The organism is Rhodococcus sp. O3 (assembly GCF_048897285.1).
Lineage (GTDB): Bacteria > Actinomycetota > Actinomycetes > Mycobacteriales > Mycobacteriaceae > Rhodococcus.
On the sequence record NZ_JBMBTE010000121.1, the window covers coordinates 1 to 14,565 of the forward strand.

The following is a 14,565-nucleotide window of genomic DNA, read 5'->3' on the forward strand; positions in this document are numbered from 1 at the left end:
ACCGACGAGCGCACCATCCCGCACGAGGCCCGCTGGATCGGCGGGCCCGACCGCTTCGGCGCCGTGCATCTCGACAAGGGGTGCTATCGCGGCCAGGAGACGGTCGCGCGGGTCGAGAACCTCGGCAAGCCACCGCGGCACCTGGTGCTGCTGCACCTCGACGGATCCGCCGACGGACGGCCCGAGCCCGGTGACCCGGTCACCGCGGACGGCCGGACCGTGGGACGTCTGGGCACCGTCGTCGACCACCACGAACTCGGCCCGATCGCGCTCGCGCTGATCAAGCGCACAGTTCCCGCCGGAACCGCGTTGGTCGCCGGTCCGTGCGCCGCGGCCATCGACGCGGACTCGGTTCCGGACGACACCGGTGTCCAGGCGGGCCGCCGGGCCGTCGAACGGCTGCGCGGCCGGTGACCGCCGCAGACATCCGGCCCGGCCGGGTGGACGCGGTGTGCGTGGTGCACGCGATCCGGGACAGCGGTAGCCGCCGGGTTCCCGTCACGGCCATCGACAAGCGTCCTGTGTCCGGTCCGGTGCACGTGGGCCCGCACGGCCTCACCGGCGACCGTCAGTGCGACACCGAGCACCACGGCGGCCGCTTCAAGGCCGTGTACGTCTACGGCGAGGACGAGGCGCAGCGCTGGGTGTCCGAACTCGGCCGGGACCTGCCCGCCGGCTGGTTCGGTGAGAACCTGCGGCTGAGTGGCATCCCGACGACCGACGCGGTGATCGGCGAACGGTGGGCGGTCGGCACCGGGGGTCTGGTGCTCGAGGTGACCGAGCCGCGCACCCCGTGCGGCACGTTCGGCACGTGGGCGGCCGAGCCGCGCTGGGTCAAACGCTTCACCGAGCGCGGCGACACCGGCGCCTACCTGAAGGTCGTCGCCGAGGGCCCGGTCGCCGCGGGCGACCCGATCGAGGTGGTGTCCGTTCCCGCACACGGCGTCACCGTCCGGGATATGTTCACCGGACGCGACCCGGATCGGCTCGCGGTGCTGCTCGAACAGCAGCAGGATCTGTCGCCGACCCTCGTCGAGAAGGTCCGCCGGCGGCTCGCCGTACGACAGGTGCAGGGGGCGATGTGAGCGTCGAACTGGTGGAGGTGGTGCGGTCCGGGTTCCGCGAGTGCGTGCACCGCGGTTCCCTGATCGTCCTGGACCCGCGGGGCGAGGTGCTGATCTCGCTGGGCGAGGTGCACACCCCGATCTATCCGCGGTCGTCGAACAAACCGCTGCAGGCCACGGCACTGCTGCGAAACGGTTTCGTCCCGCGCACCACCGCCGAGCTGGCCATCGCGACCGCGTCGCACGAAGGCGAGTCCGAGCATGTCGAGCTCGTCGAGGACCTGCTCGACGAGTACGGCTTCGACGAGACCGACCTGCTGTGCCCGGCGGACCTGCCGGGCAACGAACTGGCCCGCGCCGAGGTCCTCGCGTCCGGGCGGCCGCCCCGCACGGTGTACATGAACTGTTCCGGCAAGCACGCCGCGATGCTCGCCGCGTGCGCCGGGAGCGACTGGGATCCGCGCACCTACCTCGACCCGGCCCATCCGCTGCAGCAGGCCGTCGTCGACACCGTCCTGGACCTGGCCGGCGACTTCGAGGACACCGAACTCGGCATCGACGGCTGCGGCCTGCCCATCGTTCCCCTGCCGTTGTTCAACCTCGCGTCCGCGTACTCGCGGCTCGTCACCGCGGCCCCGGACACTCCCGAGCGGGCGGTCGCCGACGCGCTGCGCGCCCACCCGTTCCTGATCTCCGGGACCGGCAAGGACGACGTCCGGCTGATGACCGCGGTGCCGGGCCTGATGTGCAAGGCGGGGGCCGACGGTATCCACGCCGGCGCGCTGCCGGACGGCACCGCGTTCGCGTTCAAGATCGACGACGGTCACGAGCGTGCCCGGCTGCCCTTGACCGCGGCGCTGCTGCACCGGCTCGGCGTCGACTGGTCGGAGGAACTCGCGACGCTCGCCTCGCAGCCGGTGCTCGGCGGAGGCAAGCGCGTGGGCACCGTTCGCGCCATTCCGGGGGTGTTCTGACCTCCGATCGCCAGACGAACCCCCGACGAACCGCGCTGTCGCCGCAGGTCGTGCCCAGGTGAGACGCATCGGACACGGCCCTGGAGGGGTGTGTGGAGGCGGAACGAACTTTTCCACGCTAGAGTGGAGCGCAGGAAAATACTCACATCACCGGGGCCGCCAAATTCCCCAGGCCGCCCCGTCAAAGCGCGAGGGGGTTAGCCATGGGCCGCGGCCGGGCTAAGGCAAAGCAGACCAAGGTTGCACGGCAACTCAAGTACAGCTCGCCGTCCACCGACTTCGAGAGCCTCCAGCGAGAGTTGTCTGGTGGTGAACCCATCTCGCACCGGGACGAAGTCTTCGCTGAACAACGCTCCGGTTGGGACGACGACTCGGACGACGACTGGCGTCGCTGACCCAGAGTAATCCCACGCACGGATCGGGGAGCCGGCAACACCGGCTCCCCTTACTGGCGCACGACGCACCCGCGCAGGGTGCGTCGTCCGGGTTCCGCACCCGTCGGCGCGGATGCTCCCCGGAACCGGGATCTCAGCCACGCACCTGAGCACAAAGCACTGCGCCCGGGCCATCCAGGTGGCCCGGGCGCAGTGCTTTGCTTGAAAGCCGTTCCGGCTAGAACCGCGGGTGGTCGCCCAGCAGCACGGCCCGCACGTCGTCCTGATCCTGCGCCTTGCGGACGGTTCCGAGGGTCCAGCAGTCGATGTGCCGGGCGGTGAGCACGGCCAGGGCCCGGTCGACGTCCTCCGGCGCGACGATCGCGACCATGCCGACGCCCATGTTGAACGTCTTCTCCATCTCGGCGCGCTCGACGCGGCCGCGCTGAGCGATCATCCCGAACACCGGCGCCGGGCTCCACGTCGTGCGGTCCAGCTCGGCGACGAGGCCCTTCGGCATGACGCGCGCGAGGTTTGCGGCCAGGCCACCACCGGTGACGTGGCAGAACGTGCGGACCTCGGTCTCGGCGGCGAGCGCCAGGCAGTCCTTGGCGTAGATGCGGGTCGGCTCGAGCAGTTCCTCGCCGAGCGTGCGGCTGAACTCGTCGACGTGCGCGGTCAGGCTCATCTTGCCGATCTCGAGCAGCACCTTGCGGGCGAGCGAGTAGCCGTTCGAATGCAGACCCGAGGAGCCCATGGCGATGACCACGTCGCCCGGACGGACCCGGTCGGGTCCGAGCAGCTTGTCGGCCTCGACGACACCGACACCGGTCGCGGACAGGTCGTAGTCGCCGTCCGCCATCACACCGGGATGCTCGGCCGTCTCGCCGCCGAGCAGCGCGCAACCGGCCTGGATGCAGCCCTCGGCGATACCGCCGACGATCTCTGCGACCCGCTCGGGAACGACCCGGCCGACGGCGATGTAGTCCTGGAGGAACAGCGGCTCCGCCCCGCACACGACCAGGTCGTCGACGACCATCGCAACGAGGTCGAGACCGACGGTGTCGTGCTTGTCGAGCGCCTGCGCGACCGCGAGCTTCGTGCCGACCCCGTCGGTGGACGACGCCAGCAGGGGCTCCTTGTAGTCACCCTTGAGCGCGAACAGGCCCGCGAATCCACCGAGGCCGCCGAGCACCTCCGGTCGGGTCGCCTTCTTCGCGAGCGGCGCGAACAGTTCGACGGCTCGGTCGCCTGCCTCGATGTCCACGCCCGCCGCTGCGTAGGAAGCTCCGGGGGTTGTGTCCTCGGTCATGGGTTGTCGGCTCCAGCCTCGAGTTGTGGTGAACAGGTGTGCCGGCACCGTCGTTCGGACGCGCGTGTGCACGCCGAAAGCAGCCGGCCGCGCACCTACGGTACCGGACCGGCCGGGACCGTCGGTGCGCGAGGAGAGAAAAGTCCGGACCTCAGGGACGGCTCAACGCGTCCGCGTTGTCGTTGTCGAGGACCGTGGGGGTGTCCGATTCGATGTCGACGACGCCCTCGAGGACGTCCTTGCCGACGGCGTGCTCCTTCGGCAGCGCGATCGGGTAGTGACCGTCGAAGCAGGCCGCGCACAACCGCGAGGCGGGCTGCTCGGTCGCGCCGATCATGCCGTCGATGGAGATGTAGCCGAGCGAGTCGGCGCCGATCGAGCGGCGCACCATCTCGACCATCTCGTCGAAGTCGTGTTCGGAAGTGTGGGTGGCGTCGTCGCGGGTGCCGCTGCCGTTGGCGATCAGCTCCGCCGGGGAGGCGAAGTCGATGCCGTAGAAGCAGGGCCACTTGACCGGCGGGGACGCGATCCGCACGTGGATTTCCAAAGCCCCTGCCTCGCGGAGCATCCGGATCAGGGCGCGCTGGGTGTTGCCGCGCACGATCGAGTCGTCGACGACGACGAGCCGCTTGCCGCGGATCACCTCGCGCAACGGGTTGAGCTTGAGCCGGATACCGAGCTGACGGATCGTCTGGCTGGGCTGGATGAAGGTGCGGCCCACGTAGGCGTTCTTCATCAGGCCCTGCCCGTAGGGCACGCCCGAACCCTGCGCATAGCCGACCGCGGCGGGTGTCCCGGACTCGGGCACCGGGATCACCAGATCCGCGTCGACCGGGTGTTCCTTCGCGAGACGACGGCCGATCTCGACACGCGTCGCGTGCACCGACCGGCCGGCAATCGTGGAGTCGGGGCGGGCGAGGTAGACGTACTCGAAGACGCAGCCCTTGGGCTCGGGATTCGCGAACCGCGACGACCGCACGCCGTCGGCGTCGATCGCGAGCAGCTCACCGGGCTCGATGTCGCGGACGAAGGATGCGCCGACGATGTCGAGGGCCGCGGTCTCGCTCGCGACGACCCAGCCGCGGTCGAGGCGGCCCAGACACAGCGGGCGGATGCCCCACGGGTCGCGCGCCGCGTACAGGGTGTGCTCGTCCATGAACGTCAGGCAGAACGCGCCGCGCAGCTTCGGGAAGAGCTTCATCGCGGCCTGCTCGAGGGTGCCTTCGGCGACGGTGTGGGCGAGGAGCGCACCGACGAGGTCGGAGTCCGAGGTCGCGGCACCGGGCCGGGCGGGGTCGATGATGCCCAGTTCACGGGCTCGCTGGGCGAGTTCCGCGGTGTTGACGAGGTTGCCGTTGTGGCCGAGCGCGACACCGGTGCCGGCTGCAGTCGTCCGGAAGATCGGCTGCGCGTTCTCCCAGGTCGTCGATCCGGTCGTCGAGTAGCGGCAGTGGCCGACGGCGATGTGGCCGGGCATCGCGGCGAGCGTCTGCTCGTCGAACACCTGGCTCACCAGGCCGAGATCCTTGAAGACGAGCACCTGCGAGCCGTCCGCGACGGCGATGCCGGCCGCTTCCTGGCCGCGGTGCTGCAGCGCGTAGAGGCCGTAGTACGTGAGCTTCGCCACGTCCTCGCCGGGAGCCCAGACTCCGAAGACGCCGCACTCCTCGCGAGGCTCGTTTTCGGGTTCGTCTGAGGCGAGAAGATTGCGAGTGTGGACCGACAGATCGGCACTGGTCACCGGGGTGCTCCCTGGGGCTGGACAAGGGCGGGGCATCCCCATTCTACGAGCAGGTTCCGGTAACCCCTATCCGGGACTCGTCACACGACCCGCATCAGCGGCAGCCAGTGGGCGATCTCCGCGGCCCGGCTCCCGGACGCATCGAGCTTCCCGGACGCGACCGCGTCGTCGTATCCGAGCAGGCCGGTCGCGAGCAGCAGCCAGGTGCGGGGCTCGGTTTCGACGACGTTCGGCGGTGTGCCGCGGGTGTGCCGCAGCCCCTCGATGCACTGCACCGCGACGAACGGCGGTACCCGCACCTCCACGCTGGCTCCCGGCGCCACCTGCTCGAGGGTGCGCGCGCTGAGCCGGACCGCCGCGGCGAGATCCGCCCGCGCCGGCCGGTCGTCGCTTTCGTCGCGCAGCCACGGCGCGACCCGCAGCAGGGCGTCTCTGAGTTCGGCGGGGTCGACGGGTTTGCGGGGTGCCACGGGTAGGCAGCCTAGGACATGCGCACGCGACGCCGGGTCCCCATCAGACGTGCCGCGGCCGCTCCCCCGGTGTTGATCGCCAGGTGCGCGAGGGCGGGCGCGAGGACGCTGCCACTGCGCCGGCGCAACCAGTCGAAACCGAGCGCGGCCAGGCCGGTCACCGCGACCGTCCCGGCGACGCTGTCCCCCGCGATCATCGCCGGTCGCACGTGCCACAACCCGAACGCGGTGGCGTGCACCGCGGGGCTCACCAGCGGTGTCAGCACCCCGCGGAACAGCAGTTCCTCCGCGAGCACCGTCCCCACCGGGATGTGCAACGTGATCCAGGTCCAGAAGTCGTCGCGGCCGGCGCCGGCCGAGTCCGCGATCCGGTCGCGTACCGCGGGCACGGTCAGGGCGAGCGCGTAGCCACCGAGGACCGCCGCCGCGACCGCACCGCCCCAGCGCAATCCGGACGGGACGCGGGCGGGGTCGAGCCCCAGCTCGGTGCGGTTCATGCCCGACGCGCGGGCGGCGACCACCGCGCACACCCCCACTCCTGCCGACGCCCACGTCCGCCCGTGCGCGCCGAGCGGTGCCGACGGCAGGGTCGCGCTCCACAGGACCGCTCCCGCCGCGACAGCCGGTCCCACCAGACCGAAGCGGCTCACTTCTCCGGCCCCTGGGTGCCGGCGAGCGCCTCGAGCGCGAACCGCACCCGTTCGGTGTCGGTGGAGGTCCAGCCCTCCGGCTGGGTCACCGCGACCCATCCGTCGAGCACCTCGGTGCCGTAGTTGTGGCCGTGTCCGTCGGGTACGCCCGCCGCGTTCGTCAGATCCGCCGAAACCTGCCAGAACGTGACGATCGGGAACCAGCGCATCTGCGGGAGCCGGTCCGGCCCGGGGGGTTCGGACAGCCAGTCGGGGCGTGTGAACAGCAGATCGGTCGACCACCACACCACCGGGTCGGACGCGTGCTGGATGTACAGCACGCGCGGGCTGAGCCACGGGCTGGGCGGGTTGTCGAGGTCTTCCGCGTCGTCGGTGAACCGCACGACCATGCCGTCGGCGTACACCGGCTGCACCTCGGGGGTGCCGGGGTCGCGGCGATCGACGAGCTGATGCCACAGCCGGTTGGCGTTGGGCGGTCCGACCCACAGCACCCCGTCCACGGTCTCGCGGATGTCGGCGAGGGTGTCGAAAGCCCCCTCCCCCGACTGGGTTCCGAGGCTCTCCCCGTAGACGTACAGCTCGGGCCGCCGATCGGGCGGCTGGGCGAGCCAGCGTTCGTGGACACGGTCGACGAGGATCCGGCCGGCCTCGGCGGCCTTGTCGCGGTCGGCGAGGAACGAGATCCAGCTCGGCAGGAACGAGTACTGCCACGCGACCATCGCGAGGTCGCCGTTGTGGACCAGTTCCATGGCCTGTGCGGCGGTGGGGTTCACCCAGCCCGTGCCGGTCGTCGGGATGACCACCAGCACCTTGCGGTCGAAGGCTCCGGTGCGTTCGAGTTCGTCGATCACCAGATCCGCGCGTTCCTCGACGGTGTCGGCGGTGCCGAGCCCGACGTACACGCGGATGGGTTCCTTCGCGGGGGTGCCGTTGACGGCTTCGAGGTCGCCGGCGTGGAGTCCGCGGGAGACGAAGTTGCGCCCCTCGAAACCGAGGGTGTCCCACGGGGCCAGCGATTCGGGACTGCCGGATTTCTCCGGGTTCATCGGCTGGACGGCACCGGGCCGGGTCTCGGCGTCCTGGATACCGAACGCGGAGTTGACGATCGCGTAGGTTCCCCTGATCAGGACGCCGTCGATGAGCATGGCCGTCATCAGCACGACCACGAGCACGCCGAGGGTGCGGGCGAGACCGGCCGGAAGGTGACGCCGGATCAGTTGTCTCGCAATCCATCTGCCGATGTCGCGTAGACCGCGCCAGAGGGCTACGAGCAGGCCGGAGACCGCGAGCGCCAATGCCAGGGTGCGTAGGTAACCACTGGTCGTCGTGCCCTCCGCGCCCATCAGCGCCGCGAGCTGACGCTGCTGGACCGCCGAGAACACCAACGCCATCAGAGACGCGACGATCGCGGCGACCGGCACCGCGACCTTGATCGCCCGCAGCACCGGGATCGGCGGCGGCCACCACCGCACCCGCGACAACACGACCCGGTCGACGGCCCAGCCCACCGCACATCCGACGCCGTAGCCGATCGCCGCGTTGATACCGCCGATGAGACCCTGGAACAACCAGTCGCGCGGCAGCAGCGACGGCGACAGCGACCAGCAGAAGAACAAGGCCGCGAAGGCGATTCCGGTGAAATCCAGGCTCAGCCACCCCCACACCCGTGCGGTGAGGGGGTGACGGTCACCGAAGTCGGTGACCGCGGCGATGACCTGGCCCTGGCGAGCCTCGATCAACGCCAACCGATCGACCTGGGTACTGGCCATGGCTACCCGAACAAGGCGGGAAGAGTGCCCTCGTAGACCTCTCGCAGCTCGGCCAGGGTCACCGCGAACTGGCCCTGCACCTCGACGGAATCCGAACCCTCGTCGACGACACCGATCCGCACCCACGGCAGGTCGCGCGCCGAGCACATCCCCGTGAAGCGGGACTCCTCGGTGCGCGGCACCGCGACCAGCACCCGGCCGGCGGATTCGGAGAACAGCGTCACGAACGGGTCCACACCCTCGGGAAGCAGGATCCGGCAACCGGTCTCACCGGCGAGCGCTGCTTCGACGACCGCCTGGGCGAGGCCGCCCTCGGACAGGTCGTGGGCCGCCGAGATCAGGCCGTCGCGCGAACCGGCGACGAGGATCTCCGCGATGAGCCGCTCGCGCTCGAGGTCCACCTTCGGGGGCACACCACCGAGGTGATTGTGCTCGACCTGAGCCCAGATCGATCCGTCCAACTCGTCGCGGGTCTCGCCGAGCAGGATGAGCGTCTCGCCGGGCTCGAGGCCCAGACCGGTCGGGATACGACGGTGCACGTCGTCGATGACGCCGAGCACCGCGACGACCGGGGTCGGCAGGATCGCGGTCGAGCCGGTCTGGTTGTAGAAGCTGACGTTGCCGCCGGTCACGGGGATGCCGAGCTGGGCGCATCCGTCGGCGAGGCCGCGCACCGCCTGCTGGAACTGCCACATCACGGCCGGATCCTCCGGCGAACCGAAGTTGAGGCAGTTGGACACGGCCTTGGGGGTCGCGCCCGTGGTGGCGACGTTGCGGTACGCCTCGGCGAGCGCGAGCTGCGCGCCCGCGTACGGGTCGAGCTGGGTGTAGCGGCCCGACGCGTCGGTCGCCAGGGCGATACCGCGGCCGGTCTCCTCGTCGATGCGGACCACACCGGCGTCCGCGTTCTCCGCCAGCACGGTGTTGCCGCGCACGTAGCGGTCGTACTGCTCGGTGATCCACTTGCGACTGCACAGGGCCGGCGACGCGAGCATCTTCAGCAGCGTGGCCTTCAGTTCGTCGGCCGTCTCCGGGCGCTTCAGGCCGGCGGTGGTGTCGGCGATCAGCGCGTCCTGCGATTCCGGACGCTGCACGGGACGCTCGTAGACCGGGCCCTCGTGTGCGACGGTGCGCGGCGGCACGTCCACGACGGTCTCACCGTGCCAGGTGATGACCAGGCGCTCGCCGTCGGTGACCTCACCGATGTCGGTTGCCAGCACGTCCCACTTCTTGCAGACCGCCATGAACGCCTCGACGTTCTCGGGCGCGACGACCGCGCACATGCGTTCCTGCGACTCGGAGGACAGCACCTCGGCGGGGGTCATGCCCTTCGCGCGGGTCGGGACACGGTCGAGGTAGATGTGCATGCCGCCGTCACCGGCGGCGGCGAGCTCGGACGTCGCGCAGGACAGGCCGGCGCCGCCGAGGTCCTGGATGCCGACGACCAGCTTCTCGCGGTACAGGTCGAGGCAGCACTCGATGAGCACCTTCTCGGTGAACGGATCGCCGACCTGCACGCTCGGCAGCTTCTTCGGGCGGCCGCCGGCACTATCGTCGAACGTCTCGGACGCGAGGACAGACACGCCGCCGATGCCGTCGAGTCCGGTGCGGGCACCGAACAGGATGATGCGGTTGCCGGTGCCGGACGCGAACGCCAGGTGCAGGTCCTCGACGCGCATCGCGCCCGCGCACAGCGCGTTGACCAGCGGGTTGCCCTGGTAGGAGGCGTCGAACACGGTCTCGCCGCCGACGTTCGGGAGGCCGAGGGAGTTGCCGTAGCCGCCGACACCGCGCACCACGCCGTCGACGACGCGACGGGTGTCGGGATGGTCCGCGGCACCGAAACGCAACTGGTCCATGACCGCGATCGGGCGTGCACCCATCGCCATGATGTCGCGGACAATGCCGCCGACACCGGTGGCCGCGCCCTGGTAGGGCTCGATGTACGAGGGGTGGTTGTGCGACTCGACCTTGAAGGTCACCGCCCAGCCGTCTCCGATGTCGACGACACCGGCGTTCTCACCGATGCCGGCCAGCATCGAGGAACGCATCTCGTCGGTGGTGGTCTCCCCGAAGTAGCGCAGGTGGACCTTCGACGACTTGTAGGAGCAGTGCTCGGACCACATCACGGAGTACATCGCCAGTTCGGCGTCCGTGGGACGGCGGCCCAGGATCTCCTTGATGCGGGCGTACTCGTCGTCCTTCAGACCCAGCTCGGCGTACGGCTGAGCAAGATCGGAAGTCTCGGCGGCGTGGGTGACGGTATCCACCTGCGGTGACACTGGGCGTCGGGTCCCTTCACTCTGGGATCGAAACGGCAGGCCGGGCGCGCACTGCCGCGGTCAGTCTATCGGGGAGAACTGTCATCGGGTGCCACCGGTGCGTCGGCGGGCACGCCCCGGGCGCTCGCCCGCGCGAGGGTGAGCGCTTCCAGGTCGACGGTCACGTCGCGACCGGCCACGGGCAGCGTCATCGTTCCCCCCTGTTCGCCGTCGAATCGGTACCACCCGTTTTCGAGGGTGAACGTCGCGAGCACGGCCGGTTCGGTGAGATCGACGATCCAGTACTGCGGGATCCCGCTCTCCGCGTATTCGGAGAACTTCGTGACCCGGTCGGTCCGTCCGCTGCCCGCGGTCGTCACCTCGACTACGAGCCGCACATCGGCGGCGGTCGCACGGTCCGGATCGGCCTCGACGAGGGCCCGGTCGACGACGATCACGTCCGGGCAGCGGATCGTCGGCGGCTCACCGGGGAGCAGCACCTCGACGTCGCCGAGGACGCACAGCTCGTCGGGGAGCTGCTCGGCGAGCGCGTCGACCAGTGCGAACGTGACGTGCTGGTGCAGGTACCCGGGGTGCGGGGACACGACGAGGACCCCTTCGCAGAGCTCGAGCCGGTAGCGCTCGTACTCGGGCAGGGCCGCCCACTCGTCGACCGTCAGCAGATGGTCGGGGAACGACGGACCGCTCATCATCGATCACCACCGTTCGTCCTCGGCGGGAAGGTGCACTCAGTCTCGCATCGTGAACGGGGTTCACGTGGGCCTTAGCCGAGGTCGCTCCGGTCGGACGGCACCAATCGGACGCAGCAGAAACCCGGCGCGGGATCCAGGCACGCGCGGAGGGTGCGGTCGCCCAGGCCGTCGAGCAGCGCCGTGAGCAGGTCGAGGTTCATGCCGCACACCAGGTCGGTGTGACCGTCGACCAGCGCATGGAACGGGCAGTTTCCGAGGCGGATGGCGCCCTCGTCTTCGATCGGTTCGAATCCGTGGTCCGCGAGGACCTCGGCCGTCCGCTCGCCGGCGGCGTCCTCCCCGATCCGCCGGCCCAGTTCGGCCGCGCATCGCGACAGGATCGCGCGCGGCGATTCGCCGGTACGGTCGGACTCGTCGACCGCGTCCGCCAGCAACCGGCCCGCCAGTTCGTAGCGCCGCGCGGGCAGGGTCACGTCGATCTGCCGGGCGGCCCGGTGATACAGCTTCGCGGGGCGTCCGGCTCCCGGCCCGGCGCGCCCGCTCCGGCGGGCGAACTCGACCTCGAGCAACCCCTCGTCGACGAGCCGATCGAGATGGAAGGCGGCGGTCGTGCGGGCGATACCGAGGGCGGTGGCGACCTCGTCGCGTCCCACCGGTTCGCGACGGCTCACGACGTAGTCGTAGAGCCGGCTCCGGGCAGGTTCGCCGAGTGCCGCGAGGGCGGCGATCCCCGATTGCTGCGCGCGGTCCATCCCTCAATTGTAAAACCGAATTTCGTTGACTAAATGTCGCCGCCAATTCTAAAATCATCACAGATAGTTTTTAGAACTTGGACAGAGGGAGACCCATCATGTCCACCACCTCATCCCCCACCGCCATCACCGCGCGCGCTGACCTCCACGACCCCGGCTATCAGGCGTTTCTGGCACTGCGCACGGTCTTCACCGTCGCCCCGATCCTGTTCGGGCTCGACAAGTTCACCAACCTGCTGACCGACTGGCCCGGCTACCTGGCCACGTGGATCGACGACATCCTGCCCGGTACCGCGCAGCAGGCCATGTACCTCGTCGGCGTCATCGAGATCGCGGCCGGCATCCTCGTCGCCGTCGCACCCCGGATCGGAGCCTGGGTCGTCGCCGCATGGCTCGCCGGGATCATCGTGAACCTGCTGACCTACTCCGGCTACTACGACATCGCGCTGCGCGATTTCGGTCTGCTCGTCGGCGCCGTGGCACTCGCGCGACTCGCGGTCGCGTACCACCGCCGGACGTGAGCCCGCTCCGGCCGGACCGGATCGGTCCGGCCGGGAGGCTAGGCCGCCGGCGTCAGGAAGGCGGTCAGAGCGTCCGCGTAGGAGCCGACATCGGCGGCGCCCATCAGCTCGCGGGCCGAGTGCATCGCGAGCTGCGGGGCGCCCACGTCGACCGTGGTCAGGCCGGTGCGCGACGCGGTGATCGGCCCGATCGTCGAACCGCAGGGCAGGTCGGCGCGGTGCACGTAGCGCTGCAGCGGCACCCCCGCCTGGTCGCAGGCCAGGGCGAACGCCGCGGCGCCGGCCGCATCCGTCGCGTACCGCAGGTTCTGGTTGACCTTGAGCACCGGTCCGCCGTTCACCTCGATCCGGTGCGACGGCTCGTGCCGCTCCGCATAGTTCGGGTGCGTCGCGTGCGCCATGTCCCCGGAGGCGACGATCGACCCGGCCAGCGTGCGCAGGAACTCCTCGCGACCACCACCGCGCGCGAGCACGATCCGCTCGAGCACCGAGTTCAACAGGTCGGAGAACGCCCCGCGGTCCGACATGCTGCCGACCTCCTCGTGGTCGAACAGCACGAGCATCGGGGACGGGCCCGGGGTCCGGACGACGTGCTCGGCCGCGGCGAGCAGCGCGTGCACGCCCGCGTAGCAGGTGCCCTGGTTGTCCAGGCGCGGTGCGCTGACCAGATCGCCGTCCACCCCGACCAGCGAACTCGGTGCCAGGTCGTGGGTCATGAGTTCCCAGCCGAGCACCGCGTCCGCGGCCACCCCGGCCCGGTCGGCGAGGTAGCCGATGAACGAACGCGGTTCGGTCCCCACACCCCACACGGCGTTCACGTGGCGTTGCGGGTCGAGCTGCACGCCCTTGCGGTCTTCCGACAGGTGGATCGCGAGCTGCGGAACCCGCAGGATCGGGTCGTCGACGTGCACGAGCACGTCCGAGGCGGTCCCGCCGTTGCGCACCGTCAGGCGGCCGGAGACACCGAGGTCGCGGTCCAGCCACGAGTTCAGCCACGCCCCGCCGTACGGTTCGAGGCCGACGGTCCGCCAGCCGGCCGACACCAGGTCCGGATGCTGCTTGACCCGAAGGTTGGGGCTGTCGGTGTGCCCGCCGACGATCCGGAACGGCCGGGTCGTGCCGGACGCGTCCGTCGTGCCCTCCCCCTCGGTGGTCCACGCGATGAGCGAACCGCCGCGGATCACGTAGTACCGCCCGGGCTCGGTCGGCCAGGGCTGTGTCTCGGTCAGTTCGTCGAAGTCGGCGTCGGCGAGCATGGCCGCGACGGTCGCGCACACGTGGAACGGTGACGGTGACAGATCGACGAAATTGCACAGCCCCTGGGCGTCGGCGCGTGTGAGAGAAGACATTCCTGCATCCTCGCACCACCGCGAGGAATCCACACCAGGTGAAGCTGCCGCTTCCGGTGTTGCGTTGTGGCGCCTGGGACCGCCACAACGCAACACCGGCAAATATTCAGTGACCGGAGGCGACGCAGAAGTGGTTGCCGTCGGGGTCGGTCAGCGTCACCCAGCGGAACTCGCCCATGTCCTCGCGGTGCACCTCGGTCGCACCGGCGGCCACGAGCCGCGCGACCTCGTCGTCGAGGTTCTCGGTGCCGAGGTCGAGGTGGACGCGGTTCTTGCCCGGTGTGGGGTCGGCGACCTTCTGGAAGCCGAGCCGCTGCGGCGAGTCCGGCAGGGCGACGATGTAGAAGAATCCGCCGTTGTCCTGGTCGATGCGCCCGCCCGTCTGCTCGGCCCACCACTCGGCGAGCGTTCCGGGATCCGTGCTGTCGAATGTGATCATGCCGATGCTCAGTGCCATGCAGTGAAGCTAGCGCTTCCCGTGTGCCTTTGTGGCGGCTGCGGCCGCTGTGCTGTCTACGTAGATGCGAGACACGATGTCTACGTAGAGGTGAGACACGATGTCTACGTAGAGGTGAGACACGAGTCTAGGCCGCGGGACGCAGTTGCCCTTGGTAA

Annotated in this window: 15 protein-coding genes; 5 read left to right on the forward strand and 10 right to left on the reverse strand. The window is 70.1% G+C overall.

The window, feature by feature from the left end; translation table 11 throughout:
- The 4 genes from ACN675_RS23530 to ACN675_RS23545 form a co-directional block, all read left to right on the forward strand.
- On the forward strand, nucleotides 1-414 hold a 414-nt coding region (locus ACN675_RS23530), incomplete at its 5' end, for a YgfZ/GcvT domain-containing protein (protein ID WP_420753135.1).
- A complete protein-coding gene (locus tag ACN675_RS23535) occupies nucleotides 411-1,085 on the forward strand; it encodes an MOSC domain-containing protein (protein ID WP_420753136.1) in 675 nt (224 codons plus the stop codon). The genes ACN675_RS23530 and ACN675_RS23535, both read left to right, overlap by 4 nt.
- A complete protein-coding gene (locus ACN675_RS23540) occupies nucleotides 1,082-2,038 on the forward strand; it encodes an asparaginase (RefSeq protein ID WP_420753137.1) in 957 nt (318 codons plus the stop codon). Before ACN675_RS23535 ends, ACN675_RS23540 begins: the two co-directional genes overlap by 4 nt.
- Nucleotides 2,039-2,241: 203 nt before the next feature.
- Nucleotides 2,242-2,433: a DUF3073 domain-containing protein gene (locus ACN675_RS23545; RefSeq protein ID WP_197253364.1), complete on the forward strand. Its 192-nt coding sequence runs from the start codon at nucleotides 2,242-2,244 to the stop codon at nucleotides 2,431-2,433.
- 217 nt (nucleotides 2,434-2,650) lie between these two features.
- Here ACN675_RS23545 and purM read toward each other — a convergent pair whose 3' ends face one another.
- The 8 genes from purM to ACN675_RS23585 form a co-directional block, all read right to left on the reverse strand.
- The gene (purM, locus tag ACN675_RS23550; RefSeq protein ID WP_197253366.1) at nucleotides 2,651-3,724 is read right to left on the reverse strand and encodes a phosphoribosylformylglycinamidine cyclo-ligase; all 1,074 of its coding nucleotides are present in this window, start codon (nucleotides 3,722-3,724) and stop codon (nucleotides 2,651-2,653) included.
- Between the two features lie 151 nt (nucleotides 3,725-3,875).
- On the reverse strand, nucleotides 3,876-5,465 hold the full coding sequence (purF, locus tag ACN675_RS23555; protein WP_420753138.1) for an amidophosphoribosyltransferase: 1,590 nt from the start codon (nucleotides 5,463-5,465) through the stop codon (nucleotides 3,876-3,878).
- An 80-nt stretch (nucleotides 5,466-5,545) separates the two neighbouring features.
- Complete coding sequence (locus tag ACN675_RS23560; RefSeq protein WP_420753139.1) at nucleotides 5,546-5,935, reverse strand: sterol carrier family protein; 390 nt, start codon at nucleotides 5,933-5,935, stop codon at nucleotides 5,546-5,548.
- 11 nt (nucleotides 5,936-5,946) lie between these two features.
- A complete protein-coding gene (locus ACN675_RS23565) occupies nucleotides 5,947-6,585 on the reverse strand; it encodes a CPBP family intramembrane glutamic endopeptidase (RefSeq protein WP_420753140.1) in 639 nt (212 codons plus the stop codon).
- Nucleotides 6,582-8,354 (reverse strand): alpha/beta hydrolase, encoded by a 1,773-nt coding sequence (locus ACN675_RS23570; protein ID WP_420753141.1) that lies wholly within the window; start codon nucleotides 8,352-8,354, stop codon nucleotides 6,582-6,584. The genes ACN675_RS23565 and ACN675_RS23570 overlap by 4 nt, the downstream gene beginning before the upstream one ends.
- A gap of 2 nt (nucleotides 8,355-8,356) precedes the next feature.
- Entirely contained in the window at nucleotides 8,357-10,636 is a 2,280-nt protein-coding gene (gene purL / locus ACN675_RS23575; protein ID WP_420753142.1) for a phosphoribosylformylglycinamidine synthase subunit PurL, read from the reverse strand.
- A 65-nt stretch (nucleotides 10,637-10,701) separates the two neighbouring features.
- Nucleotides 10,702-11,325 carry a Uma2 family endonuclease gene (locus ACN675_RS23580; protein WP_420753143.1) on the reverse strand — a complete coding sequence of 208 codons (624 nt, stop codon included), beginning with the start codon at nucleotides 11,323-11,325 and terminating at the stop codon, nucleotides 10,702-10,704.
- 74 nt (nucleotides 11,326-11,399) lie between these two features.
- Nucleotides 11,400-12,080 (reverse strand): helix-turn-helix transcriptional regulator, encoded by a 681-nt coding sequence (locus ACN675_RS23585; RefSeq protein ID WP_420753144.1) that lies wholly within the window; start codon nucleotides 12,078-12,080, stop codon nucleotides 11,400-11,402.
- Nucleotides 12,081-12,178: 98 nt separating this feature from the next.
- Here ACN675_RS23585 and ACN675_RS23590 point away from each other — a divergent pair, with 98 nt between their 5' ends.
- Nucleotides 12,179-12,601 (forward strand): DoxX family membrane protein, encoded by a 423-nt coding sequence (locus tag ACN675_RS23590; RefSeq protein WP_420753145.1) that lies wholly within the window; start codon nucleotides 12,179-12,181, stop codon nucleotides 12,599-12,601.
- A gap of 38 nt (nucleotides 12,602-12,639) precedes the next feature.
- On the opposite strand, the gene ACN675_RS23595 is transcribed toward ACN675_RS23590, so the two are convergent.
- Together ACN675_RS23595 and ACN675_RS23600 are read right to left on the reverse strand one after the other, a co-directional pair.
- Nucleotides 12,640-13,950, reverse strand: coding sequence for a M18 family aminopeptidase (locus tag ACN675_RS23595; RefSeq protein ID WP_420753146.1), 1,311 nt, complete (start codon nucleotides 13,948-13,950; stop codon nucleotides 12,640-12,642).
- 106 nt (nucleotides 13,951-14,056) lie between these two features.
- Nucleotides 14,057-14,407 (reverse strand): VOC family protein, encoded by a 351-nt coding sequence (locus tag ACN675_RS23600; protein ID WP_420753147.1) that lies wholly within the window; start codon nucleotides 14,405-14,407, stop codon nucleotides 14,057-14,059.
- Nucleotides 14,408-14,565 lie beyond the last annotated feature (158 nt).

Bases quoted from the DNA above. Each gene is read 5' to 3' on its own strand.
- ACN675_RS23580 (WP_420753143.1), bottom strand. From the start codon at position 11,325: ATGAGCGGTCCGTCGTTCCCCGACCATCTGCTGACGGTCGACGAGTGG.
- ACN675_RS23570 (WP_420753141.1), bottom strand. From the start codon at position 8,354: ATGGCCAGTACCCAGGTCGATCGGTTGGCGTTGATCGAGGCTCGCCAG.
- ACN675_RS23600 (WP_420753147.1), bottom strand. From the start codon at position 14,407: ATGGCACTGAGCATCGGCATGATCACATTCGACAGCACGGATCCCGGA.
- ACN675_RS23585 (WP_420753144.1), bottom strand. From the start codon at position 12,080: ATGGACCGCGCGCAGCAATCGGGGATCGCCGCCCTCGCGGCACTCGGC.
- ACN675_RS23545 (WP_197253364.1), top strand. From the start codon at position 2,242: ATGGGCCGCGGCCGGGCTAAGGCAAAGCAGACCAAGGTTGCACGGCAA.
- purM (WP_197253366.1), bottom strand. From the start codon at position 3,724: ATGACCGAGGACACAACCCCCGGAGCTTCCTACGCAGCGGCGGGCGTG.
- ACN675_RS23590 (WP_420753145.1), top strand. From the start codon at position 12,179: ATGTCCACCACCTCATCCCCCACCGCCATCACCGCGCGCGCTGACCTC.
- ACN675_RS23595 (WP_420753146.1), bottom strand. From the start codon at position 13,950: ATGTCTTCTCTCACACGCGCCGACGCCCAGGGGCTGTGCAATTTCGTC.